This window comes from Cellulomonas sp. Leaf334 (assembly GCF_001424195.1).
Lineage (GTDB): Bacteria > Actinomycetota > Actinomycetes > Actinomycetales > Cellulomonadaceae > Cellulomonas.
The window spans coordinates 760,761-783,935 of the sequence record NZ_LMOO01000001.1 but is presented as its reverse complement, the minus strand read 5'-3'; the positions used below and the strand labels follow the sequence as shown (position 1 = coordinate 783,935).

Annotated in this window: 24 protein-coding genes, 2 tRNA genes and 1 riboswitch; of the genes, 13 read left to right on the top strand and 13 right to left on the bottom strand. The window is 73.3% G+C overall.

The features are described 5' to 3' along the window. Positions 1-34 precede the first annotated feature (34 nt). Both ASF78_RS03630 and ASF78_RS03625 read left to right on the top strand, forming a co-directional pair. Entirely contained in the window at positions 35-1,471 is a 1,437-nt protein-coding gene (locus ASF78_RS03630) for an FAD-binding oxidoreductase (RefSeq protein WP_082494774.1), read from the top strand. Continuing rightward, positions 1,464-2,576: an FAD-dependent monooxygenase gene (locus ASF78_RS03625; RefSeq protein WP_056584944.1), complete on the top strand. Its 1,113-nt coding sequence runs from the start codon at positions 1,464-1,466 to the stop codon at positions 2,574-2,576. The genes ASF78_RS03630 and ASF78_RS03625 overlap by 8 nt, the downstream gene beginning before the upstream one ends. Here the strand turns inward: ASF78_RS03625 and ASF78_RS03620 are convergent. Then, positions 2,573-3,565, bottom strand: coding sequence for an IS481 family transposase (locus tag ASF78_RS03620; protein WP_056584943.1), 993 nt, complete (start codon positions 3,563-3,565; stop codon positions 2,573-2,575). The genes ASF78_RS03625 and ASF78_RS03620 overlap by 4 nt on opposite strands. A 125-nt stretch (positions 3,566-3,690) precedes the next feature. Next, a complete protein-coding gene (locus ASF78_RS03615; protein WP_056584942.1) occupies positions 3,691-4,380 on the bottom strand; it encodes a TetR/AcrR family transcriptional regulator in 690 nt (229 codons plus the stop codon). A 67-nt stretch (positions 4,381-4,447) separates the two neighbouring features. On the opposite strand from ASF78_RS03615, the gene ASF78_RS03610 reads away from it, so the two are divergent. After that, the gene (locus ASF78_RS03610) at positions 4,448-5,338 is read left to right on the top strand and encodes an alpha/beta fold hydrolase (RefSeq protein ID WP_056584940.1); all 891 of its coding nucleotides are present in this window, start codon (positions 4,448-4,450) and stop codon (positions 5,336-5,338) included. Between the two features lie 4 nt (positions 5,339-5,342). Here the strand turns inward: ASF78_RS03610 and ASF78_RS03605 are convergent, their stop codons facing one another. Both ASF78_RS03605 and ASF78_RS03600 read right to left on the bottom strand, forming a co-directional pair. After that, the gene (locus ASF78_RS03605) at positions 5,343-6,749 is read right to left on the bottom strand and encodes a serine hydrolase (RefSeq protein WP_156374024.1); all 1,407 of its coding nucleotides are present in this window, start codon (positions 6,747-6,749) and stop codon (positions 5,343-5,345) included. Next, positions 6,746-7,507 carry a class I SAM-dependent methyltransferase gene (locus ASF78_RS03600; protein ID WP_056584936.1) on the bottom strand — a complete coding sequence of 254 codons (762 nt, stop codon included), beginning with the start codon at positions 7,505-7,507 and terminating at the stop codon, positions 6,746-6,748. The genes ASF78_RS03605 and ASF78_RS03600 overlap by 4 nt, the downstream gene beginning before the upstream one ends. A 30-nt stretch (positions 7,508-7,537) precedes the next feature. On the opposite strand from ASF78_RS03600, the gene ASF78_RS03595 reads away from it, so the two are divergent. Together ASF78_RS03595 and ASF78_RS03590 are read left to right on the top strand one after the other, a co-directional pair. After that, positions 7,538-7,981 (top strand): hypothetical protein, encoded by a 444-nt coding sequence (locus tag ASF78_RS03595; protein WP_056584934.1) that lies wholly within the window; start codon positions 7,538-7,540, stop codon positions 7,979-7,981. Between the two features lie 21 nt (positions 7,982-8,002). Further along, positions 8,003-8,356 (top strand): hypothetical protein, encoded by a 354-nt coding sequence (locus ASF78_RS03590; protein WP_056584932.1) that lies wholly within the window; start codon positions 8,003-8,005, stop codon positions 8,354-8,356. Between the two features lie 73 nt (positions 8,357-8,429). Here the strand turns inward: ASF78_RS03590 and ASF78_RS03585 are convergent, their stop codons facing one another. Next, positions 8,430-9,365, bottom strand: coding sequence for an ANTAR domain-containing protein (locus ASF78_RS03585; RefSeq protein ID WP_156374023.1), 936 nt, complete (start codon positions 9,363-9,365; stop codon positions 8,430-8,432). A 176-nt stretch (positions 9,366-9,541) separates the two neighbouring features. Here ASF78_RS03585 and ASF78_RS03580 point away from each other — a divergent pair, with 176 nt between their 5' ends. Further along, complete coding sequence (locus ASF78_RS03580) at positions 9,542-11,215, top strand: cation:proton antiporter family protein (RefSeq protein ID WP_056584928.1); 1,674 nt, start codon at positions 9,542-9,544, stop codon at positions 11,213-11,215. Between the two features lie 10 nt (positions 11,216-11,225). Here the strand turns inward: ASF78_RS03580 and ASF78_RS03575 are convergent, their stop codons facing one another. Further along, positions 11,226-11,432: a helix-turn-helix transcriptional regulator gene (locus tag ASF78_RS03575; RefSeq protein WP_056588084.1), complete on the bottom strand. Its 207-nt coding sequence runs from the start codon at positions 11,430-11,432 to the stop codon at positions 11,226-11,228. Positions 11,433-11,598: 166 nt separating this feature from the next. Next, positions 11,599-12,852: an acyl-CoA thioesterase/BAAT N-terminal domain-containing protein gene (locus ASF78_RS03570; protein ID WP_082494772.1), complete on the bottom strand. Its 1,254-nt coding sequence runs from the start codon at positions 12,850-12,852 to the stop codon at positions 11,599-11,601. Between the two features lie 89 nt (positions 12,853-12,941). On the opposite strand from ASF78_RS03570, the gene ASF78_RS03565 reads away from it, so the two are divergent. Further along, positions 12,942-13,379 (top strand): protein-tyrosine phosphatase family protein, encoded by a 438-nt coding sequence (locus ASF78_RS03565; protein ID WP_056584925.1) that lies wholly within the window; start codon positions 12,942-12,944, stop codon positions 13,377-13,379. Here the strand turns inward: ASF78_RS03565 and ASF78_RS03560 are convergent. Both ASF78_RS03560 and ASF78_RS03555 read right to left on the bottom strand, forming a co-directional pair. Then, complete coding sequence (locus tag ASF78_RS03560; protein ID WP_056584924.1) at positions 13,369-14,019, bottom strand: hypothetical protein; 651 nt, start codon at positions 14,017-14,019, stop codon at positions 13,369-13,371. The genes ASF78_RS03565 and ASF78_RS03560 overlap by 11 nt on opposite strands. Continuing rightward, the gene (locus tag ASF78_RS03555) at positions 14,016-15,392 is read right to left on the bottom strand and encodes an acyltransferase (protein WP_200940512.1); all 1,377 of its coding nucleotides are present in this window, start codon (positions 15,390-15,392) and stop codon (positions 14,016-14,018) included. The genes ASF78_RS03560 and ASF78_RS03555 overlap by 4 nt, the downstream gene beginning before the upstream one ends. 122 nt (positions 15,393-15,514) lie before the next feature. On the opposite strand from ASF78_RS03555, the gene ASF78_RS03550 reads away from it, so the two are divergent. From ASF78_RS03550 to ASF78_RS03540, 3 genes are all read left to right on the top strand, one after another. Then, the gene (locus ASF78_RS03550; protein ID WP_056584920.1) at positions 15,515-15,943 is read left to right on the top strand and encodes an SRPBCC family protein; all 429 of its coding nucleotides are present in this window, start codon (positions 15,515-15,517) and stop codon (positions 15,941-15,943) included. A 165-nt stretch (positions 15,944-16,108) separates the two neighbouring features. Then, entirely contained in the window at positions 16,109-17,524 is a 1,416-nt protein-coding gene (locus ASF78_RS03545; RefSeq protein WP_056584918.1) for a M23 family metallopeptidase, read from the top strand. Between the two features lie 117 nt (positions 17,525-17,641). After that, on the top strand, positions 17,642-19,198 hold the full coding sequence (locus ASF78_RS03540) for an HD-GYP domain-containing protein (RefSeq protein WP_056584916.1): 1,557 nt from the start codon (positions 17,642-17,644) through the stop codon (positions 19,196-19,198). Positions 19,199-19,289: 91 nt separating this feature from the next. Here ASF78_RS03540 and ASF78_RS03535 read toward each other — a convergent pair. Both ASF78_RS03535 and ASF78_RS03530 read right to left on the bottom strand, forming a co-directional pair. Beyond that, positions 19,290-19,365: transfer RNA gene (locus ASF78_RS03535), tRNA-Asn, on the bottom strand. 48 nt (positions 19,366-19,413) lie between these two features. Then, positions 19,414-19,926 (bottom strand): hypothetical protein, encoded by a 513-nt coding sequence (locus tag ASF78_RS03530; protein ID WP_056584914.1) that lies wholly within the window; start codon positions 19,924-19,926, stop codon positions 19,414-19,416. Between the two features lie 45 nt (positions 19,927-19,971). Between ASF78_RS03530 and ASF78_RS03525 the strand changes: the two genes are divergently transcribed. From ASF78_RS03525 to ASF78_RS03515, 3 genes are all read left to right on the top strand, one after another. Next, positions 19,972-20,048 (top strand) — tRNA-Ile (locus ASF78_RS03525). A 77-nt stretch (positions 20,049-20,125) separates the two neighbouring features. After that, positions 20,126-20,917 (top strand): DUF1206 domain-containing protein, encoded by a 792-nt coding sequence (locus tag ASF78_RS03520; RefSeq protein ID WP_369816299.1) that lies wholly within the window; start codon positions 20,126-20,128, stop codon positions 20,915-20,917. A gap of 75 nt (positions 20,918-20,992) precedes the next feature. After that, positions 20,993-21,067, top strand: a riboswitch (cyclic di-GMP riboswitch). Between the two features lie 16 nt (positions 21,068-21,083). Further along, positions 21,084-21,302 carry a BldC family transcriptional regulator gene (locus ASF78_RS03515; RefSeq protein WP_056026668.1) on the top strand — a complete coding sequence of 73 codons (219 nt, stop codon included), beginning with the start codon at positions 21,084-21,086 and terminating at the stop codon, positions 21,300-21,302. Positions 21,303-21,369: 67 nt separating this feature from the next. Here the strand turns inward: ASF78_RS03515 and ASF78_RS03510 are convergent, their stop codons facing one another. Both ASF78_RS03510 and ASF78_RS03505 read right to left on the bottom strand, forming a co-directional pair. After that, positions 21,370-22,608 carry an arginine deiminase gene (locus tag ASF78_RS03510; protein WP_056584912.1) on the bottom strand — a complete coding sequence of 413 codons (1,239 nt, stop codon included), beginning with the start codon at positions 22,606-22,608 and terminating at the stop codon, positions 21,370-21,372. Positions 22,609-22,627: 19 nt separating this feature from the next. After that, the gene (locus ASF78_RS03505) at positions 22,628-23,170 is read right to left on the bottom strand and encodes a TetR/AcrR family transcriptional regulator (RefSeq protein WP_056588078.1); all 543 of its coding nucleotides are present in this window, start codon (positions 23,168-23,170) and stop codon (positions 22,628-22,630) included. Positions 23,171-23,175 lie beyond the last annotated feature (5 nt).

Sequence of the window (23,175 nt, the reverse complement as noted above, 5' to 3'; positions counted from 1 at the left end):
GTCCTAGCGTTCGGACGGACGGGGGAGGCGCACCATGACGATCACGGCACTCGAGCTGGCCGGGCTGGACGACGCGACGGTCCGGCTGACGGACGCGGACCTGCGGACCCTGTCGGCGCTGGCTGACGGGCGGGTCCTGCGCCCCGGTGACGACGGCTGGGCCGGCGCGGTCGCGGTGTGGAACGGGATGGTGAGCACCAGACCGGCCGTCGTCGCCCAACCGAGCACGTCGCAGCAGGTCGCGGCCCTGGTGGGGTTCGCGCGCACGCACCGGCTGCTGCTGGCGATCAAGGGCGGTGGCCACCACATCGCCGGCACGTCGATCGCTGCGGGCGGTCTGGTGCTCGACATGTCCCGGATGGACGAGGTCACCGTGGACCCGGTCGCGCGCACCGCGGTCGTCGGGCCCGGGTGCCTGCTCCGCGACGTGGACGCCGCGACGCAGGAGCACGGGCTGGCCGCGGTCCTCGGCTTCGTCTCCGGTGTCGGCGTCGCGGGGCTGACCCTCGGTGGCGGGCTGGGTTACCTCACGCGGCGCTTCGGCTGGGCGGTCGACAACCTGCTCGAGGTCGAGATCGTCACCGCCGACGGTCAGGTACGCCGGGCGGCCGCCGACGAGAACCCCGACCTGTTCTGGGCGGTCCGGGGTGCCGGCGCGAACCTGGGCGTGGTCACGCGCCTCACGGTCCGGCTGCACGAGGTGGGTCCGCTGGTCCACGGCGGCCTCGTCGCCTGGCCGTTCGAGCGTGCCGACGAGATCCTGCGCGCCTACCGGGCGCTCACCAGCGAGGCGCCCCGCGAGCTGGCGGTGTGGCTCATGCTCATCCACGCCCCGCCCGAACCCTTCGTGCCCCCGTCGTGGCACGGGCGCAAGGTCTGCGCGATGGCCGTCTGCTACACCGGCTCCGCACCGGACGAGGCGCTGGCCCCGATCCGTGCCCTGCGCGACCCGGTGGTCGACCTCGTCGGCCCCGTGCCGTACACCGGCGTGCAGTCGTACCTCGACGACAGCGAGCCCGCGGGGATGCACTACTACTGGAAGACCAGCTACCACGCGACGCTCAGCGACGAGCTCCTGGACGTGTCACGCGAGCTGTTCGCGCAGTGCGAGATCCCCGGCGCCGAGCTCGGGTTCCTGCACCTGGGCGGTGCGCTCAACGAGCGGGCCTGGGACGACGGGGCGGTGGGCAACAGGGACGCGCGGTACGTGAGCGGCGCCAACGGGATGTGGGCGCCCGACGAGCCTCGCGCGCACGAGTTCCGCCGCTGGGTCAGCGACGCCGGACGCCGGATCGAGGCACTGGGGACGGGTCGCAGCTACGTGAACTTCCAGACCGCCGACGAGGGCGAGGACCGGGTCCTCGACTCGTACGGCCCGAACGCCGACCGCCTGCAACGCATCAAGGAGGCCTACGACCCGGGCAACCTGTTCCGCTGCAACCGCAACATCCGGCCACGGACCCATGGCTGAGGACCTGCTGGTGGTCGGGGCGGGCGTCGCGGGTCTGGCGCTCGCGAGGGCGCTGGCGCTGCGGGGACGGCCGTGGACGCTCGTCGAGCGACGCGCGGCGCCGGCGGACGACGAGGGCCTCGGGCTGAACCTGCCGGGCAACGCGGTGGCCGCGCTGGCTGCTCTGGGGCTGGCCGACGAGGTCCTGGCTCGCGGCGTCCGCGTCCGGCGACGCGAGTACCGGACCGCGTCCGGCCGCCTGCTGTTCGCCGTGGACGAGGAGAGGTTCTGGGCCGCCGGGCACCCGTCGGTGTGCGTCCACCGCGGCGATCTCCTCGAGGTCCTGCGCGCCGGGGTCGACGGCGACGTGCGCTGGGGCGACGCGGTGGAGTCGGTACAGGGCGGCGTGGCGGACGCCCGGGTCACGTTCGCGTCCGGGGACGTCGGGACGTACGGCCTGGTCGTGGGTGCCGACGGGGTCCGGTCCCGGGTACGCGGCGCGGTGGGCGCGGAGGTCCCGCGTCCGTCGGCGATGACCCGGTCGAGCTGGCGGTTCGTGGTCCCCAACCCCGGTGTCGAGTGCTGGACGGCGTGGTCCGGGGCGGGCGGCACGCTCCTGCTGATCCCCGTCGACACCGAGCGGGTGTACGGGTACGCGTCGAGCACCCGGCGCGGCACGGATGCGACGGGCGAGTCCTGGCTCCGGACCGCGTTCGCCGGCTTCCCCGCGACCGCGCGGGCGGCGGTGGACGCTGCGCTCGACGGCGGCGGGGCGCTGTACCCGGCGCCCGTCGACGAGGTCCGGTGCGAGCGCTGGGGCCGGGGGAGGGTCGTGCTCGTCGGCGACGCGGTCCACGCGACCGGTCCGGTGTGGGCGCAGGGTGCCGCGCTCGCGCTCGAGGACGCGGTGGTGCTCGCGGGTCTGCTGGACGGCGACGACTGGTCAGGCGTCGGCGACGGGCTTCGCCGGCTGCGCGGGGAGCGGGTGGCTCACGTGCAGTCCATGACGGACCGCATGAGCCGCCTCGCGGGGCTGCCCGGGCTGCTGCGCGACGTGCTGGCGCCGGTGCTCGGACCTCGGACCTTCGCGGCGACGTACGGACCGCTCCGGGAGCCGGTGGCCTAGCTGTACTGCCCAGGCAGGTTGGTCAACCGGGTGATGGGCGGGACTTTGCCGATGGCTGAGTGGGGCCGGTGGTGGTTGTACTGGTGGAGCCATCCTGGCAGGGCTTTACGGCGGGTGGTCTCGGACTTGTAGTGCTCGGCGAACGCCCAGCCGGCGGCCATGGTGCGGTGGAACCGTTCGATCTTGCCGTTGGTCTGTGGGCGGTAGGGCCGGGTCTTCTTCACGCTGATGCCCAGCGCGGTGCAGGCGTCGCGCCACGCGTGGGACCGGTAGGCCGACCCGTTGTCGGACAGGACTCGTTCGACGGTGACGCCGCGGGCGGCGAACCAGGACACCGCCCGGCGCAGCACACCGACCGCGGTCGCAGCGGTCTCGTCGTTGTGGATCTCGGCGTAGGCGACCCGGGAGTGGTCATCGATGACCGTGTGCACGAACGCGGTGCCGAGCTTTGGCTGGGACCAGGTGCTCTTCTGCGTGCCCGGCGTCGCAGAGCGGTTCTTCTTGCCTTGCTGCCGTCCGACGAACCGCCACCCACCACCGTCCGGGATGTTGCCGAGCTTCTTGACGTCCACGTGGATCATCGCCCCCGCGTAGGGGTGCTCGTAGCGGCGGATCGGCTCGCCGGTGCGGATGTCGACATGGGAGAGCCGGTTGAGCCGGCAGCGGGTCAGCACGGCGTGCACGGTCGAGGCCGGCATCCCCAGGCGGGCACCGATCTCGATCGGTGAGAGCCGCTTCTTCCACCGCAGGTGCACGACCTGGCGCACCCGGCGCTGTGGGGTCTTGCTGGCGATCCGGTGCGGGCGGCTCGAACGGTCACCCATCGTGTCGTCGGGCATCGCGGCGTAGCGCTCGGCCCACCGCTTCGCGGTCGGCCAGGACACGTGGAACCACTCGGCCGCCCGAGCGACCGGCCACCCCTCATCGACGATCAGACGCGCGATGCGCAGGCGCATCACCGGGGTCAAAGCAGCATTAGCGTGAGACACGAAGACCTCCTGGTCTCGAGCGGAACCTTCAGCAGTCCCACTCCACGCCGGGAGGTCTTCGCCTGTCCACGCTCAATCAGAGCGTGTCGTCACACTCGTTCAACCAACGTCCCTGGGCAGTACACCTAGCGCTCGAGCAGTCCGCGCAGGACGCGCGTGAGCAGCCGCTCGGTCTGGTCCTCGTCGGCCTCCACGGGCGGTGCCGACAGCGCGGCGGCGAGGTGCGGGTGGGCGCCGTCCTGCAGGAGGTGCCCGAGGTGGGCGGCGGCTGCGAGCTGGCGGCGCCGGTCCTGCAGCTCGACGCCCCGCTGCTCGATCTCGGTGCGGGCCAGGAGCCGGACGACGGCGGTGAAGACGCCGATGGCCTCGAGCTTGCGGTGGCCGTCGACGTCGAGGTCGCGCAGCGCGCGCAGGGCGTGCTCCAGGTACGCGACGGCGTGCGGGCCGAGGTCGCCGGTCGCGGCGGGGGTGTCGGTCAGCCACGGGTGCCGCAGGTAGACGCCTCGGCTCTGCCCGCCGAGTGCGAGCAGGTCCGCGAGCCAGTCGGCGTGGTCGAGGACGGTGTAGTCGATCTCGCCGTTGACCTGGTCGACCATGAGCGCGACGAGCTCGTCGCGGGACTCGACGTACCGGTAGAGGGAGGCGGATCCGCCCCCGAGCGCCTGCGCGACGGAGCGCATCGTGACGGCGCCGAGCCCGTCGGCGTCGGCCAGGTGCACCGCGACCGTCGCGATGCCGTCGCGGGTGTGCTCCGGGGCCCGGCCGCGGCTGCCGCGTGCGGGGCGCAGCCAGATGCTCGTGGGTTCCGTCTCCATGCGCTCACCCTCTCACCGGTGCGCTAGAATAGCGAACACTGATCGCAATTAATCGAGGAGCACCCCGATGACCACCTGGACCCCCACGCAGCGCGCCCGCAACGGTGACGTCGAGATCGCCTACGACCGCCTCCCCGGCTCCGACGGCATGCCGCTGCTGCTCGTCATGGGGCTCGCGACCTCCCGGTTCTGGTGGCCGACGGGCCTCGCCGACGAGTTCGCCCGCCAGGGCTTCGCCGTGGCCCGGTACGACCAGCGCGACGCGGGGGAGTCCACCCGGCTGCCCGACGTCGCGGAGTCGAACCCGTTCCGGGCGCTGTTCGCGAAGAAGGGCGACGCCTACACCGCCGAGGACATGGTCGACGACGCCGTCGCGGTGCTCGACGAGCTGGGCTGGCCGCAGGCGCACGTCTTCGGCCACTCCATGGGCGGCGTCGTCGCCCAGCGCCTCGCCCTCCGCCACCCCGACCGGGTGCTCAGCGTGGTGTCGTCGGCGGCCCTGCCGAGCGACGTCTCGGGCCTCGGGGTCGCCCGCTACCTGCGCGTCGGGCTGCTCGCGAGGCTCGCGCGCACGACGTTCCCCGACGGCCGCGACGGCGACATCGAGGCGAGCCTCGCGGTCGCCCGCGGGGTGGCCTCGCCCGCCTACCCGTTCGACGAGACCGCGGCCCGGGAGTGGATCGAGCGCGCGGTCGACAGCGGCCCGCGCGACACCAAGGCGCAGAGCCGCCAGATCGGTGCGCAGTGGCACGGCCCGAGGCTCCGGGACCTGCGCCGGCCGACCCTCGTGCTCCACGGCGAGGCGGACCCGATCCTGCGGGTCGCCGCCGGACGGGCCACCGCGGCGGCCATCGACGGCGCACGTCTGGTCACCCTCCCCGGTGTCGGGCACGACCTGCCGGCCGAGCTCTGGCCGACGGTCGCGCGCGAGGTCGGGGACCTCGCGCGCGCGGCCTGACCGGTCAGACGAGGCCGCGGAGCAGCGTCGCCGCGTCCTCGTTCCCGGCGTCGAGGTCGAGGCCCCGCTGCAGGAGCTCGGCCGCCGGTCCGGTGTCCCCGTCGACCAGGTGCGCCCAGCCGGTCATCGCCCACGCCTGCGACGACCCCGGACGGACCGCCGTCCACACGTCCAGCAGCGGGCGGACGAGGTCGGGCCGGTGCAGCTCGATGGCCCCCCAGACGCCGTCGGCGAAGCACTCGTCGTCGTCGTCGACGGTCGGCGGGACGGCGGACGTCAGCCGGTGGTACACGTCGACGGCGGCCGCGGTGCCGGACCCCGCGAGCGCCTGACCCAGCGGGACCGTGATCGGTGGCAGCAGCGCGCCGAGGTGAGGCTCGTCGGTGCCGGCCGCGTGCTGCGGGAGGTCGAGCACGGTGTCGAGCACCGCCCGCAGGACGGCGCTCGTCGGCACGGTGTTGGAGTTGGCGAGCACCACCACCCCCGTCCGGCGTTCGGGTACGAGCACCAGGCGGGAGCCGAAGCCCGGGTCGGCACCGGAGTGCCCGACCGTCCGCTCGCCGCGGTAGGTGCCCAGGAACCAGCCGAGACCCACGGCCTCGTCCCAGGGCGGGTCGCCGACGTCGGCCTCCGGCTGCCACCTGCGCGCGGCCGCCCTGTCGTCCAGGGTGGCGACCATCCAGAGCGACAGGTCCGCGACGCTGGAGTGCAGGGTGGAGCTCGGGGCGTGCCGCCGCGTGTACGGGTAGGCGTCGCCCGGCACGACCAGCGGCACGCCGACGTGCGGTGCCGCGGCGAGGTCGGGTGCGACGTCCGCACGCAGGAACGTGCTGTGGTGCATGCCCGCGGGATCGAGGACGAGGTCGGTCATCGCCGCCTCGAACGTCGTCCCACGGAGCGTGGCCAGCGCGTGCCCGAGCACCTCGTACCCCAGGTTGCAGTACGCGAACTGCGTCCCCGGGGCCGTCGTCAGACGGACGGCCGACAGCCCACGGACCAGCACGTCCAGCGCGTCGTCGCCCAGCTGCGGGTCGTGCCACCCGTAGTCCACGACGTCGGGGATGCCGCTCGTGTGTGTGAGCAGGTGCCGGAGGGTGACCTCCTCCTGGCGTCCGTCGGCCAGCGTCAGGTCGGGCAGCCACCGCACGACGGGGGCGTCGAGGTCCAGCGCCGGCTCGGTCCCGACGACGGCGGCCGCGACGAACGTCTTGGACACCGACGCCACGTGGAACAGGGTCTCGGGGGTGACCGGGGCTCCGGTGCGCACGTCACGCGTCCCGAACCCCCGGGCGAGCGCGACCTTGCCGTCCTGCACGACGCCGACGGCCAGACCAGCCAGGCCGTGCGTCCGGACGACGTGCTCGACGACCGGCCACAGCGACTCCTCGGCGCGACCCTCGAGCGTGCTCATGCGACGGTCCCGCGCGCGCACCACGCGACTGCAGGGATCTCGAACGGCGCCGCCGGCAGCAGCTCGACGCACCGGGCCCGGAGGGCGTCGCGCTCGGCGTCCCCGAGCGCGGCGACGTAGGCACCCGCCGGTCCGACGCCGAGGGTGAACGTGGCCCACCACTCGTCGACCGTCTCGTAACGCGCCCCGACGGACTCGCTCCAGGACCCGACGGCGCGCAGGCCCGCCGCGCGGAAGAGCTCGGCGAGGTGCCCCTCCCGCGTCCCCGGCAGGGCCGCCTCGCCGGGTGCGTCCGGGTCGAGGTCGTGCGCCGCACGCCAGAACGCGTCGAGCGGCCCACCGTTGCCCGCGTGGTCCCACACGTTCGCGGCGACCACGCCGCCGGGCCGGGTCACCCGGGCCATCTCCGTCAGCCCCGCCACCGGGTCGGGCAGGAAGTGGACGACGAGCTGCGCGACCGTCAGGTCGACGGCATCGTCGGGCAGGGGGAGCGACGCGGCGACGCCCGCCAGGACCCGCAGGCCGGGGAACCGGGTGCGCACCGCCGCGACGAACGACTCGGACGGCTCGACGGCACTGACGGCGTCGACCCCCAGGCGTGCGACGAGCTGCGCGGTCAGGGCACCCGGTCCGCAGCCGACGTCGAGCGCCCGCGCACCGGCGGGGATCTCCAGCGCCGCGGCGAACCTCGCGGCGAGCGGCTCGGAGAACCGACCCATGAACCGGAAGTACACCTCGGGGGTGACCTCGAAACCCATCCACCGACCGTAGCGCCGTAGTCTCCGGCCATGACCACCCTTCACGAGGTCGGCGAACGCGACGGCTGGCGCTGCTGGCTGTGCGACGAGCCCGTCGACCCGGACGCCTCCGTCAACGCCGACCGCGGCCCGAGCATCGACGGCGGCGCGACCCCCAAGGGCAAGAAGCCGACTGCGGGTTCCGAGCGGCTCGCGCACCGTGCCTGCAACACCAAGAAGGGGGCCGTCAAGCCCGTCGTCGCCTGGTCGCCGGACCTCTTCGTCGTCGACCCGGCCCCGATCGTCGCGACCGCCGAGCGGCTGGGGCGCAAGGGCGGCCGTGAGGTGGTCGGACGCTGCCCGACGCGTGCCGACGGAGACGCAGCCGCGGCCTGGCTGGTCGACCGACTCTCGCGGTTCGCGCCCGGCCTGCGCGTCGCGGCCGACGTCGAACCGGGCGGCGGTCAGTTCCTGCTCGTGCTGCGCACCGTGTGACGCTGGGTGCAGGATCGACCCATGGCGGAGTACGAGCTGAACGCGGCGGCCGTACGGCACCTGCGCGAGCTCATCGACGCGCGGCAGTACGTCCTGGACAGCGACTGGGGTGAGACGCAGCCCGACGCCGCCGCACAGAACGAGTACCTCGAGAAGCACACGTGGGAGCAGTACGCCGCGTGGCACCTCGGCCTGACCGTCGGCGCCACCGACGAGACGAAGGCGCGGTACGCGTTCGTCGCGGGCGACTTCCGCCGGGTGCACCGCACGGCCCTCATCGCGTGCGTGTACCGCGCGTCCGAGTGGCGGCACAAGGACGTCGAGCTCGCCGCGCACGACCTGCTGCAGCGGCTGGACCGGGTCAGCGGCAGCTGAGGCACAGGCAGGACGGGTGCCCCGCGGGGTCGAGCAGCACCCCCGTCGGACTGATGGACGACGAAGGACGTCGTCAGCTGCGCGAGGCCATCGACTGCCGGTGCACGGCGGTCCGTAGTGCCGCGGTGTCGCCAGGACCGCCCCCGACGATCGTCAGGGTGATCCCGTGCGCGGCGCTCCGGCGCAGTGCCGCTGCCAGCACGTCGACGACGGCGGGCCCGACCCGGCCCACCCCACGCAGGTCCACGGTGACCCGCCCGACGCCCGCCGCCCCGAGCATCGCGAGCGTGATCGCGTCCGCCAGCTCGTCCCGGGTGGACAGGTCGACCACCCCCGAGACGCGCAGCACCGACTCGCGGTCGCCGTGCTCGGTGCGTAGGTCGAGGTGACGGCGGCGGCTCGTCGTCGGCGGCGTCGGCACGACCGATACCCCGCACAGCGTCTCGTCGAGCAGCTCGCACGTCGTGGACTCCCGCCCGCCGGCCGCGACCGTCACCACCCTGCCGGCGAGCTCACGGAGGCGGGTGTTGTTCCGCTGCGAGCTCTGCTTGAGGATGCCGAAAGCGGCGGCCTCGTCGACGCCGTAGGTCACCATGAGGATGCCCTTGGCCTGGTCGATGGCCGCGTGCGACTCCAGCGCGAGCGCCAGCTCGGCGTTCACCCGGTCGGCCAGCACCGCAGCGTGGGCCGCGGTGATGTCGACGAGGAAGCCGGTCACGTCACGGTCACCGTCGACGGCCACCGCCAGGACCACGCGACGCACCGTGCCCGACATGTCCACGAGGCAGTACTCGCACGCCCGCGGGTCGGGCTCGTCCGCGCAGCGGTCGAGCGTCTCGGCCACGATCGGCCGCGCGTCGCGCTGGACGTGGGTCAGCAGCAGGTCGCGAGTGGGGACGACCTCGCCCGGCTGCATGCCGTGGATGAGGTACATGTGGTCCGACCACCACCAACGGTCGGTGGCCACCCCGAACCGGAAACGACCCACCTGTGTGCTCGTCGCCGTCATCGGAACCCCCAGAGGTGGCGCCGCGAGAAGAGCTGCGGACGAGGCTCGCTCCTGAACCTCCAGGACCCTCGTCGCGTCGCCGTCGACGGTGCCTCCTAGGTTATGCCATCCGTGTACCGGCATCCGCCCGATGCTGGGGGAAGATGGTGGCCCGACCACCGCGCGAGAGGAACCTCATGGCAGCAGCGGCCCTGTACCTCGGCGCCGCTCTGCTCGGCGGGCTCATCGCGGTGCTCCTTCGCCTGCCGCCCCTCGTCGGCTTCCTCGCCGCCGGCTTCGCCCTCGGTGCCGTGGGCGCGCCGGACCTGCCCTACCTCGAGCCGATCGCGAACTTCGGCGTCGTCCTGCTGCTGTTCGCGATCGGCCTGAAGCTCGACGTCCGCACGCTGCTGCGCCGCGAGATCTGGCTCACCACGCTCGTGCACCTGGGGATCAGCGTCGCGATCGGGGTCGGGTTCCTCGGCCTGCTCGCCGTGATCGGGTTCGGCTTCCTCGCTGCCGAGTCGTTCGGGGCGCTCGCGCTCGTCGGGTTCGCGCTGTCGTTCTCGTCGACCGTGTTCGTCGTCAAGGTGCTCGACGACCGCTCCGACACCACCTCCCTCTACGGGCGGATCGCCGTCGGCGTGCTCGTCATGCAGGACGTCGCCGCCGTGATCTTCCTGTCGCTGTCCAGCGGCGAACCACCGAGCCCCTGGGCGTTGCTGCTGGTCCTGCTGGTCCCCGGCCGACGGATCCTGTACCGGATCTGGGACCGCGTCGGCCACGGCGAGCTGCAGGCGCTGTTCGGGGTCTGCGTGGCCGTCGTGCTCGGGTACGGGTTGTTCGAGCTCGTCGGCATCGCGGGCGACGTCGGGGCGCTCGTCGTCGGGGTGCTCCTCGCGTCGCACCCGCAGGCGGGCGAGCTGTCGCGGTCCCTCATGACGTTCAAGGACCTGATGCTCGTGGCGTTCTTCGTGCAGATCGGTCTGCACGGGACCCCGCACGCGCTCGAGATCGGCCTGGCCCTGCTCCTGCTGCTGCTCCTGCCGATCCAGGTCGCGGCCTACGCGGTCGTGCTCTGGATGATGCGCCTGCGTCGGCGCACGTCGTTCCTCGCGGGTCTGGTCCTGTCGAACTACTCCGAGTTCGGGATCATCGTCGTCGCCGTCGGTGCGAGCACCGGGCTGCTCGACGACCAGTGGGTCGTCGTCGTCTCGCTCGCCGTTGCGTTCAGCTTCGGCCTGTCCGCGATCGTCAACCGCCGCGGGGTCGAGCTCGCCTCCCGGATGTCCCGACTGCTGCCCGCACGGGACAGCGACCGGCTGCACCCGGACGACCGGCTGGTCGACATCGGCGACGCCGACGCGCTCGTGCTCGGGCTCGGCCGCGTCGGCTCCGCGACGTACGCGCGGCTGCGTGACGAGTACGGGCTGTCCGTGGTCGGCGTCGAGCACGACCAGACGCGCGTCCTCGCGCTCGAGGACGAGGGTTACGAGGTGGTGCGCGCCGACGCCACCGACCTGGAGTTCTGGAACCGTGTGCAGCGCGCCGGACGCGTGAAGATGGCCGTCCTCGCGATGCCGTTCCACAACGCGAACCTCATCGCCCTGGCCCGGCTCCAGGCAGCCGGCTTCACCGGCAAGGTGGCCGCCGTCGCGCGGTACGACGACGACGTCGCGGAGCTGGAGCGCCACGGCGCGGACGCCGTGTTCCACCTGTACGGGTCGGCCGGGTTCGCGCTCGCCGACCATGCGGCGGAGGTGCTGCTGCAGGGGCGGACCGGGACCCAGCCCGGACCGCACCCGCCGGCCCGACCGGGCGACGAGCGGGACGTCCTCGACCCGCTCGAGCGCCGCGCCGAACCTGCCTAGTGCTCGACCGTCAGAGGCCGTGCGCCCGCGCCCAGGCGACCGCCTCGGCCCGGGTGGACACGCCGATCTTGCGGTAGGCGCTGCGCAGCTGGGTCTTCACCGTGTTCCGGGTGACCCACAGGCGCGCGGCGATGTCCTCGAGCGTGATGTCCTCACCGAGCTCACCCATGACGACGCGCTCGCGCTGGGTCAGGGCGCTCAGGCCGACGGTGGGCATGGCGATGGTCTGCTGGCTGGTCACGGGGTGCCTCCTGCGGTGTGACGTCGGTTCAGCTCGGGAGGCCGTCCCCCCGACGGAGGCGCCTGAGGCGACCTCACCCCCTGTATCGGCACGCGAACGGGTGAATATGACGAAGATCGGCGACCAATCTTCTGCGAGCGCGCTATTGGTCGTCCGCGGCGGACGCGAAGACGTCCGCCGCGGCGTCCCAGAACGCTCTCCGCACCACGTGGGTGGCGGACCGGACCTCCACGGGGAGGTCCTGGTCGAACCCGGGAACGCCCGGCGCCACCGCGACGTAGTGGCTGGCACCGTCGCCGGGCACCGCGATCGTCGGTGCCGCACCGCGTCGCCGCACGATGTCGTCCATGAAGGAGCACGACGGCCACAGCTCGTCGTCGGTGCCGCACGCGAGGACCACCGGACCCGCGATCGCCGCCACGTCGACGGCTGACGCGGCAGGTGGCTCGCCGTCGGCCGCGCGTACGCACGCGGGGCTGAGCGGTTGCCCCCCGAGCGTCCACGCCGGGACGCCGTCGTCCGGGTACCCGCAGACGAGGTAGCCCGACCCGACCGGGGCGAACGCCCCTGCGACGAGCTCCGGGTGCTGCGCCGCGAGCCACAGTGCGAGCTCCCCGCCACGCGAGACGCCGAAGGCGAAGAGTGCGTCGGGTTCGACCTCGGCCTGCTCGTGCAACCACTGGAGCGCGGCGAGCACCGGTTCGACCGGCACGTTCTCGAGCTCCGTCGGCTGACCCGGCTCGTCGAAGTACGCCACGGCGAGCGCCGGGTACCCGAGGCCCGCGATCCAGCGCGCGGTCGTGGTCGCCGACTCCAGGCCACCCTCGGACCCGCCCAGGACGAGAGCCGCGGGCAGCGGGGCGCCCCCGTCGTCCGCCGGGACGACGTACGCGCCGACGAACCCGCCGTCGGCGACGGGGCGCGTCTCGACGCCGGGCGCGGTCCCCGGCCGGGTGGTCGTCAGCCGGGCGAGGTCCGTGCCCGCCGGGTCGGTCACCGCGAGGTCGACGTCGTAGGGCTCGTCGAAGACCGACAACGGTGGGCGACGGCTGCTGCCGGTCATCGACCAGAACGGCCCCATGGGGTCCGCCGTCGACCACGACCCGCTCGTCGGCGCGGTCGTCGACAGGTCGATGCTCCCGTCGGCGTCCGCAGAGAAGTCGGCCTCGGAGGTGTAACGCACGTCGTCGACGAGCGTCGTCGCGGTGAGCGTGACCTGCGCTCCCGGGGACAGCCCGGTGACGCGGAGCTCGAGCGGCGCGAACGAGCCGTCGGCCGGCGTCGCGACGATCGCGGGCCCGGGCACGGGCTCGGGCTGGTCCCCGCTGCACGCGGTGAGCACGAGGACGACGGCGGTCAGCAGTGCGCCGAGGACCATGCGGCGTCGGGTTCGCATGTCCGTATCCAACCGCTGCACGGACCACGACAGATCAGCCGTGAGGCGGACCCTCGGGTGCGGTCCCGTCCATCGGCGAGGATGGCCGGATGAGCGTCTGGAGTGCACGGGTCGAGGGCGTCGTCACCTTGCCCGACGGGCGCCGCGTGCGTGGGCGGGGCTTGGGCGCCGGTCCTCCGCACGGCGACGAGCTGCCCGAGTACGGCCTGTACCTGATCGCGACACCACCGGTCGACCTGGCGTGGGAGTGTCACTGGGTCTGCTGGCCCGACTTCCGGCTGCCGCGGTCGTCGGCGGACGCGATCGCCGCGATCGAGGCGGCGTACGAGCGCGCGGCCTCGTCGAAGGTGGAGATCGCGTGCGACGGTGGCACCGGCCGGACGGGCACGGCCATCGCCGTCCTCGCTCGGCTCGCCGGTGTCCCGGGCGACGAGGCGGTCCGGTGGGTGCGGGCGAACTACCGTCCGCGAGCGGTCGAGACTCCGTGGCAGCGGCGCTTCGCGGCCCGCGTGCCCCTCAGCCGGTGACGGCGCGTCCGACGTGACCCACCGTGGGTGCCAGCACGAGGAGCGCGACGGCCGCCAGCAGGTGCCAGAGGCCGTGCCCCTGCCAGGGCGAGGACGGGTCGCATAACGGCCAGCCCTCCCGTGCCATCGTCCCCGCCGTGGCCCCCACCACGAGCAGTCCGAGGGCCCACGCGGTGCGCGGACGCAGCTCGGGGAACGCGCGTGCCCGCTCGACGGTCAGGAGGACCGCCGCGACGGCCACGACGCCCTGCGCGAGGTCTCCCGGGCGCGGGGCCAGCACGACGAGCGGGACCAGCGCGATCGTGGGCACCGCCCACCACCACCACGATCTGCTCCGGCCGCTGAGGTCCGCCACCGCGTCGGCGCCGAGGAACGCCAGCGTGGCCAGCAACGGCAGGTCGTGGGCGACGTCGGACCACACCGGGTCGGGACCGTGCTCGACGAACGACCCGATCCCGACCCCCGCCACCAGCATCGCGAACGGGAGGACGCGTCCGACCGACCCCGTCCTGCGGGCAAGGAGGACGATGACCAGGGCGCACACGACGAACGCCAGGCTGGTCGACGCGGCCACGGGTTCGGTCCACGGACCGTCGGTCGCCCGCTCGCACTGCTGGTCGGCGAGGACGCCGCCCATCACGGACCGGTCGCTGGTGACGAGCCCGACGAGCGCCGTCGTCCGGTCAGGAGGACGAGCCCGAGGGCGAAGAGCAGGAGCTCGCCCACGGGGACCCCGGCGATCGTCGGCAGCAGCCCCTCAGGACCTCCGACACCCAGCCCCGCGAGACCGGCGAGGCATGCGACGACCCCGACGCCGACCACCGGCGCGGGCGGCTCGGTGCGGTCGACGGACGGCGCGCGGCGCTCCCAGCGGGCGGTCACCGCGACGATCCCGACGAGCATCACCGCGAGGATCGCGATCCACGGCACGCGCCAGGCGAACCACGCGGCCGTGCCGATCTCGCGCTGCCCGAGCGCGCCGTGGGCCACGAGCGTGGTCCCGGCGATCACGACGGGGACCATGTGCCACAGGTACACGGTCAGCACGACCGCGTTGACGCCGACGACGACGAACCACAGCCGCGGTCGCTGCAGCGCCCTGTCGGCGACGGGCCGCAGCAGGAGCACCACACCGGTCTGGGCGCACGCCAGGGCGAGCAGGGCGAGCGTCGGCGGTGCCGTGTTCTCCAGGTCCGGTGGTGCGGCGCCGCCCACCATGGTGACCGCGTAGGGACCCCACCCCGTCAGCACGACGAGCGCGGCAAGCCCCCCACCGGTCAGGACGTAGGCCGGCCAGCGGGTCCGGGTGAGGGCGCCCCGGTACCAGGCCACGCCGAGCTGGTGGATCGCAGCCCACGCCGCGAGGTAGCTCGCCCCGGCCGCCGCCGCCTCTCCGGTGGCGAGCCGGGCGGCGTCGCCCGCGGCGACGACACCGACGAGGACGCTGCTCAGACCCCACCTCCGGTCCGCGGCGAGAAGCAGCGGCGCCAGACTCACCACGGCGAGGTAGACCACCAGGAACCACAGCGAGATCGCGGCCGCCCAGACCGCCGTGCGGGCGACCCGGACGTCGGCTCCCAGCGCGATCGCAGCCCCGTAGCCGGCGACGAGGACGGTGAGGAAGGCCGCAGCGGGGCGCAGCAGCCGCAGGGCCCGGCTCCGGACCCAGCCGGCCGCGCTCACGCCCCTGCTGCGGTGGGAGCTCCAGGACGCGGCGTTCGCGTACCCCCCGACGAGGAACACCACCGGCATCACCTGGAACAACCAGGTCAGCGGGTGGGTCCACGGGAGGGTCGCGATGACGTTCGTCCAGCCCAGCCGCCCGCGGTCGACGGTGACCGCCGAGACCGTCCAGTGGCCGAGGACCACCACGACGATCGCGACGGCGCGGAGCAGGTCGACGTAGCGGTCCCGGTGCGCGGGCGTGGCAGCGGCGAGCTCGGCCGCGCGCGCCGACGCGCCGGTCGTCGTGGATCCCGGCACGTGGTCGTGCGGCCCATGGGTGTCGGGCACCGGCCCTCCTCTGCACGCCCGTCGCGCGTCGGGCGTCCGCCTTCCCGAGGCTAGTGCGACGAGGCGGCCCACGCCGGGACCGCCGGGTCGATCGCCCGGGGCGCCGTCACTACGCTCGACGCATGCCCGGTCTGCAGCACACGGTCACCATCGCGGCCCCGCCCGAGCGGGTGTGGGCGGTGCTCGTCGACGTCGAGCGCTGGCCCGAGCGGATCCCGACGGTCGACGCCGTGGAGCGTCTGGACGCCGGACCGCTGGCCGTCGGATCCCGGACCCGGTTGCAGCAACCACGGCTCTCCGCAGAGGTGTGGACGGTCACCGAGATGGTCGACGGGACGTCGTACACCTGGGAGTCGAGGTCGCCCGGCGTCACGGTCACCGCCACCCACCTCGTCGAGCCGCACGCCGACGGGAGTCGGCTCACCCTCGCCCTGACCGTGTCCGGTCCGATGGCCGGGATCGGCTGGCTGCTGACGCGATCCCTCACCAGGCGGTACGTCGAGACGGAGGCCGCCTCGATCACGGTGGCCGCCGAGACCCAGGGGGAGTAGCGGCGCACCCCGGGTGAACCGGGGTCGGCGTCGCGTGTCAGGACCGTTCGACGAGGCGCCCCGCACGTAACCTGCCCCCGGCCGTGCCCGCCCACCTGTCCCCGAACCCGGCCATCACGCCACATGTCGACGCCTGCTCGCGGTAGACGGTCCCGGTTCCGGGCCGTGCCCTCCGCTCGGCTGCGCCACCGGGCGGGTGCCGTCCTCCTCGTCGGGGTGATCGCCCTGACGGGTACGGCAGAGGCCGGGTTCGCCGACGGCATCGACGACCGTCGGGCCGAGGCCGAACAGCGCAGCAGCGCAGCCGACCGACGCGCCGAGGAGCTGGAAGCCTCCATCGAGGGTCTCAGCGCCGAGCTGAGCCGAGCGGCGCTCGACCTGCAGACCACCCAGGCGCGCCTGCCCGCGGCCGAGGCCGAGCTCGAGGACGCCCGGGCCGCCCTGGAGGCCACCCGGCGCGAGGCGGCCATCGTCGCGGGCCGGCTCCAGGACGCCACCGACCTGCGCGGCAGCCTCGTCGCGACCATCGCCGCCGACCGTGCCGACGAGAAGGTCCTGCGTGCCGCGGTGGGGGCGATGGCGCGGGAGGCCTACCGGGGTGGACCCGGGATCTCCGCCCTGGACGTGGTGCTCGACGCCGAGGACGCCACCGAGTTCCTCGACAACGCCCGGCTCGTCGACGCGGCGCTCCGCAGCCAGGCGCGCGTCCTCGACGAGCTGCGCCAGGTCGACGCGAACAACCGCAACAGCGAGACCCGGCTCGGCGCGGTCACCGATCGCGTCACCCAGCTGAAGGAGCAGGCCGAGGCCAACGTCGTCGCGGCCGACGAGGCCCGACGGGTCGCCCAGGCGCGCGAGGACGAGATCGTCCGGCTCATCGCCGACCAGAGCGCCAAGCAGGACGCGATCGCCTCGCTCAAGGGCCAGGCCGAGGCCGAGCAGGCGCAGATCGACGCCGAGCGGGCGACCATCGAACGCGAGCTCGTCGCGATCATCGCCGAGCAACGAGCTGCGCGTGAGGCGGCCGAGGCCGCAGCACGAGCCGCCGAGGCAGCGGCACGTGCGGCCGCCGAAGCCGCCGCGCGTGCGGCCGCGGAAGCGGCCGGACAGGAGCCCCCACCGCCACCGCCACCTCCGCCCCCCGTGCGGCCCCCGTCGGGATCGGTGTCCGGAGCCCTGTTCGGCAACCCGACCTCGATCAACCCGATGGTCGTGACCTCGGAGTACGGCATGCGTCTGCACCCGATCCTGGGCTACACGCGCCTGCACGCCGGCATCGACCTGCGCACCTGGTGCAACACGCCCCTGTACGCGCCGCGCGACGCGACGGTCCTCTGGTCGCAGTGGCGCAACGGGTTCGGCAACCAGGTCATGCTCGACCACGGCACGGTCGGCGGGAGCTCGGTGATGAGCAGCTCCAACCACCTGACCCGCTCGGTCGTCCGGGCAGGACAGGCCGTCGGCCAGGGCCAGCTGATCGGGTACGCCGGGAACACCGGCCTGTCCGGTGCGTGCCACCTGCACTTCGAGGTCTACGTGAACGGCTCGACCGTGAACCCGCGGCCCCTGCTGGGCCGCTGATCGACAAACCGGTCGGCCACCAGGCCCTCCCGGTGGGAGCGCCGTCGCCCGTGCGGGTGACGGGACGTCACACGGCCGCCGCATCAAGGTGGACGAGTGCGACGTCGATGGACAGACGTGGCCTTCGGTCCAACCCAGAACTACGACGACGTCAGCCTCAGCGTGTGGAAGGGCCGCCCGATCCTCGCGGGGGTCGTCCGCGCGCTGATCGTCGCCGTACCCGTCGCGCTGTCCTTGGGTGTGGGCATCGCCGCGGTGCACTGGATCCCACCGGCCCGTCTCGGCGTGAACCCGTGGGTCTGGCTGCTGGCCGAGCTCGCCTGTGCGACGGTGGTGCTGGTTGTCGCCACCCGGCTGGTGCGCACGCTGGTGCCGCTGACGACTCTGCTTCGGCTGACCTTGTACTTCCCCGACCGTGCTCCGTCGCGGCTCGCCGTCGCGATGAGCCACTACTCGCCCCACGTGCTGCACGGGCGGGCGGATCGAGGCGGACGCACGCGTGGTGTGCCTCCGGACAGCGAGCACGCCACGCAGATCCTGAGCCTCGTCGCCGCCATCAGCGTTCACGACCCGCTCACCCGCGGCCACTCCGAGCGCGTCCAGGCCTACTCGGCGCTGATCGGCACGGAGCTGGGCCTGTCCGACGAGGACGCCGCCAACCTGAGCTGGGCGGCCCTCCTGCACGACATCGGCAAGCTGCGCGTGCCGGCAGGTGTCCTGAGCAAGCCGGGGGAGCCGACGGCGAGCGAGTGGAGCGTCCTGGCGGGCCACCCCGAGGCCGGGATGGAGATCGCCGAGCCCTTGCGCGGGTGGCTCGGTCCCTGGCTCGACGTGATAGGTCAGCACCACGAGCGGTGGGACGGCGCCGGCTACCCCGCCGGACTCGCCGGCACCCGGATCAGTCTCGGCGCCCGCATCGTCGCGGTCGCCGACGCCTATGACGTGATCACCTCGGCGCGGTCGTACAAGAAGCCCTTGCCCGCAGCCGCGGCGCGCGCCGAGCTCGCGCGGTGCGCCGGTCAGCAGTTCGACCCGCAGGTGGTCCGGGCCTTCCTCGCGATCGGGCTCGGCAGCCTACGACGGGTCGCCGGGCCGATGGGCCTGCTCTCGGCGCTGCCCGGTCTTCCGATCTCCGCCGCCGACCTCCCCGCTGCCGTGCAGCGGCTGAGCACCGCAGGGGCCCTCCAGAGCGCGGGCGCGATCGGCGTCGTCCTGTCGGCGACGATCGCCGGTGGCGCCCTGGCGGACGGTGCCGCACCGCCGGACCTGCCGCCGAGCGACACGTCCGAGGTCGCCGTGCCACGACCCGAGGCGGACGCGAGCACCGCTCCGGTCCCTGTGGCCGTGCCGACGTCGCCGCCGGACGCGAGCAGCGCCCCGGTCCCTGCGGCCGTGCCGGCGTCGCCGCCGGACGCGAGCAGCGCCCCGGTCCCTGCGGCCGAGCCGACGTCGCCGCCGGGCCTGGCCGACGAGCCGCTGGTGGCTCCGTCGCCGGCCAGGTCGGGCACAGCGAAGCCAGGACCCGACCCGCCCGCCGCCCTCCCGGCCCTGCCGCCGGTCGCGGCGCCGTCGCCCGACGACGCCGACGGGGTGAACCGCACCACGGGCAGGGGAAGCACGAACGGCGGGGCAGGCGTCGACGGCAACCGAGGGACCGGCAGCCCGAACGGCTGAGAGCCGCGGGCGCGGGGCGGTCGTGCCCTGCACGCTGCTGGCCCGGACGCACGAAGGCCCCCTCGAGAGGGGGCCTGACCTGCGGTGATACTGGCTCCCTCGACTGGACTCGAACCAGTAACCGTCCGATTAACAGTCGGATGCTCTGCCAATTGAGCTACGAGGGATCGTGCGGGAAGAAACTCTAGCAGCCGTCGACGGGTGCCCCGGACAGGTCAGCGGGGCAGGCCGACGGCGTCGCGGACCTCGTCCTCGGCGGCGTCCACGACCGCCGCCACGGCCGGGTCGGTCAGGTCGATCGACGCGTCCCCGAGCACCTGCGTGAACATCGTCCCGACCTCGTCGCGGCGCAGGACGACCCGGGCGCGCTGGCCGCGGGGGAGTGTGACGGACACCGCGTGGACCACGGACTGCTGCACGCGCTCACGGAAGGTCTGCGAGAACGCGAACGACCCGGGCACCTCCGCGAAGGTCAGCCGCTCCGACTCTCCCCACACCCAGCGCAACGCCATCGTTCGCGTCGCGGGGTCGAGGGAGCCGTGGTCGACGTCCGACCACGGGTGCCGGACGACGGGACCCTCTACGGGGACGAGGTGCAGGGCGCGACGGGTCGCGACGGCCCACCGACCGTCGGCGAGCTCGGTGCTCACCAGGACGGTGTCGCCCGGCCGCAGGTCGAGCCGGGTCCGGTCGGTCGCGGGCAGTCGATGACGTGAGAACAGGGCCACCGCCTCACGGTACCCGCGGGCGTCGGTAGGGTGTGCGGTGCCTCGGGGGCAGTAGCTCAGCCGGTCAGAGCAGCGGACTCATAATCCGTCGGTCGTGGGTTCAAGCCCCACCTGCCCCACCACCTCGTGATCTCTCCGGTCGCCGGACCAGTCCTCTCCTGCCACGATCGGCGCCGGGGGATCGAGACGAGGAGACGACGTGGTGACGACGAGCGGTACGGCGAACGCACAGAGGTCCTGGGAGCTGGCGGCGCGCGCGGGGTACGCGGTCAGTGGTGTGCTCCACATCCTCATCGGTGTGCTCGCCCTGCGGGTGGCCCTGGGAAGTGGCGGGGAGCAGGCGGACCAGTCCGGGGCGCTGAGCACGATCGCGAGCACCCCGTTCGGTGCGCTGGTCCTGTGGTTCTCGGTGGTCGCGTTCCTCGCGCTCAGTGCGTGGCAGGTGGCGCGGGCGATCCACGGGCGCTTCGGCTCGAACGACACGGGGGAGCGTGCGAAGTCCGTCGGCCGTGCGGCGGTCTACCTCGCGCTCGCGTTCGCGGCCCTCAGCTTCGCGCGCGGGGGCGGTTCCGACGCGTCGACGCAGACGGCGGACATGACGGCGAAGCTGATGGGCGCGCCGTTCGGTCGGGTGCTCGTCGGTGCCGTCGGGCTCGCGATCATCGGCGTCGGCATCTACCACGTCTACAAGGGGTGGAAGAAGAAGTTCCTGGAGGACCTGCAGCGGCTGCCGTCGGGGACGGCGGGGCCGGTCGTCCGGCGGCTCGGCGTGCTCGGGTACGTGGCCAAGGGGGTGGCCCTCGGCATCGTCGGTGTGCTCTTCGTCACGGCAGCGGTGACGGCCGACCCGTCGAAGTCGACAGGGCTGGACGGTGCCCTGCACACCCTGCGCGACCAGCCCGCGGGCGTCCTCCTGCTGGTCATCGTGGCACTGGGGTTCGTCGCCTACGGGGTCTACTCGTTCGTCCGTGCCCGATTTGGCCGCATATAAATCACCCGTTTGCGCGCGAATCGTGCGGCGCGGGTTGTTGCACAAGCGTCCAGATACGGGCATAGTTCTCTTTGTCAGCGACAACGGCAAACCCGCTGCAAGGCGGGGACGCAAAGCCACGGGGCCTACAGGGCCAGCCGAGCTACCGAACGACAGGAGATCCATCATGGCTGTTACCACCACGGACGCCCCCCTCTCGCAGGGTGCCCTGCTCACGCCGGGCGAGGTCGCCGTTCTGTTCCGCGTGGACCCCAAGACGGTCACCCGCTGGGCCCAGGCCGGCAAGCTCTCCGCCGTCCGCACCCTCGGCGGCCACCGCCGTTTCCACGAGTCCGAGGTGCGTTCGCTCCTCACCGGCGTTCCCACGCAGCGCGCGGCGGAGTGAACTCACTCTCCACAGCATTGAAGAAAGCCCTCCGAGCTCATTGAGCACGGAGGGCTTTCTGCATTCTTCACACCGGGTCGCGGCTGATCGGACAGGTCATGCAGTGGCCGCCGCCGCGGCCGCGTCCCAGCTCCGCCCCGCGGATCTCCAGCACCTCGACGCCCGCCGCGCGCAGCAGCGCGTTGGTCGTCGTGTTGCGGTCGTACGTGAACACGACGCCCGGCTCGACGGCGACCGCGTTGTTGCCGGAGTCCCACTGCTGACGCTCGGACGCGTACACGTCGCCGCCGGTCTCGATGACGCGCAGCCCCGGGAGCCCCAGGGCGGTGGCGACCACGTCGACGAAGGGCGTGGTGCCCTCGTCGGTGAGGTGCACGCGGTCGCCGTCGGCGGGGCGCAGGGTGAACGAGTGGATCGCGTCGACGATCTTCGGGTACAGGGTCACGACGTCGCGGTCCGCGAACGTGAACACCGTGTCGAGGTGCATCGCGGAGCGCAGCCGGGGCATCCCCGCGACGACGACGCGGTCGGCGGCCCCCTGCGCGAACAGCGCCGTTGCCAGCTGGGTGATGCCCTGCCGTGACGTCCGTTCGCTCATCCCGACCAGCACCGTGCCGTTCCCGATGGGCATGACGTCGCCGCCCTCGACGGTCGAGCGACCCCAGTGCTGCTCCGGGTCACCCCACCAGACCGTCGAGCCGACGAACGCCGGATGGAACCGGTAGACGGCCTTCATCAGCAGCGTCTCGTCCTGCCGGGCCGAGAAGTAGAGCGGGTTGAGGGTGACGCCCCCGTACAGCCAGCACGTGGTGTCGCGCGTGTAGAGCGTGTTGGGCAGCGGCGGCATGACGTACTCGCGGGCGTCGGGGGAGTACTCGGCGAGGGCGAAGTGGTCGTCGTCGAACCCGCCGGTGATGTCGACGGTGGCCAGGCCACCGACCAGGAACTCGGCGAGCCGGCGGGGGTCGAGCCGCTCCAGGAACTCACGGGTGTCGTCGATCAGCTCCAGCCCGACGTCCTCGGGCACGATCTTGCGGTCCAGCAGCCAGTCGCGGGCACCCGGCACCGCCATGGTCTCGGCGAGCACGTCGTGCAGCTCGAGCACCTCGACGTCGCGCGCCCGCAGCTCCGCCACGAACGCGCGGTGGTCGCTGATCGCGTTGTCGACCCAGAGCACGTCGTCGAACAGGAGGTCGGAGGCGTTCGTCGGGGTGAGCCGACGGTGCGCCAGCCCGGGCTCGCAGACCAGCACCCTGCGCAGGCGGCCCACCTCGGAGTGCACGCCGTTCGGTGCGTCGGTGGGCATGTCGGCGGCTCCGGTCGGCTCAGTGCACGGTGGCGAGTACGGCTGCCCTGACATCGTCCAGCGTGCGCTCGGGCTGGAAGACCAGCCACTCGAGCCCGGCCAGGAGGGTGGCGCCGAACAGGGCGGCTGCCGTCAGGGACGGGTCGCGGTCCGGCCACGTCTCGGCGACGACGGAGGCGAACGCACCCATCGACTCGTCGCGCACCAGCCGGATGGAGTCCTGCCAGCTGCGGCCCGTCCGGAACGTCTCGGCGACCATGAGCTTCGCGAAGTCGGGGTGCGCCCGGATCTGGGTGAGCAGCTCGGTGACCAGCGCCTCGAGCGCGTCGCGTCCGCTCAGCCCGTCGGTGGCGGTGCGCAGTGCCGCGGTGAGCCGTGCGACGCCCTCGGTGATGATCGCCTCGAACAGTCCCGACTTGGAGCCGAAGTTGTAGAAGACGCTGCCCTTGGCCACCCCGGCGGCCGACGCGATGTCGTCGACGGACGTGGCCGTGAACCCCCGGTCGGCGACGAGGGAGAGCGCGGCCTCGACGATGTGGTCCCGGGTGGCCGTCGCGCGCATGCTCG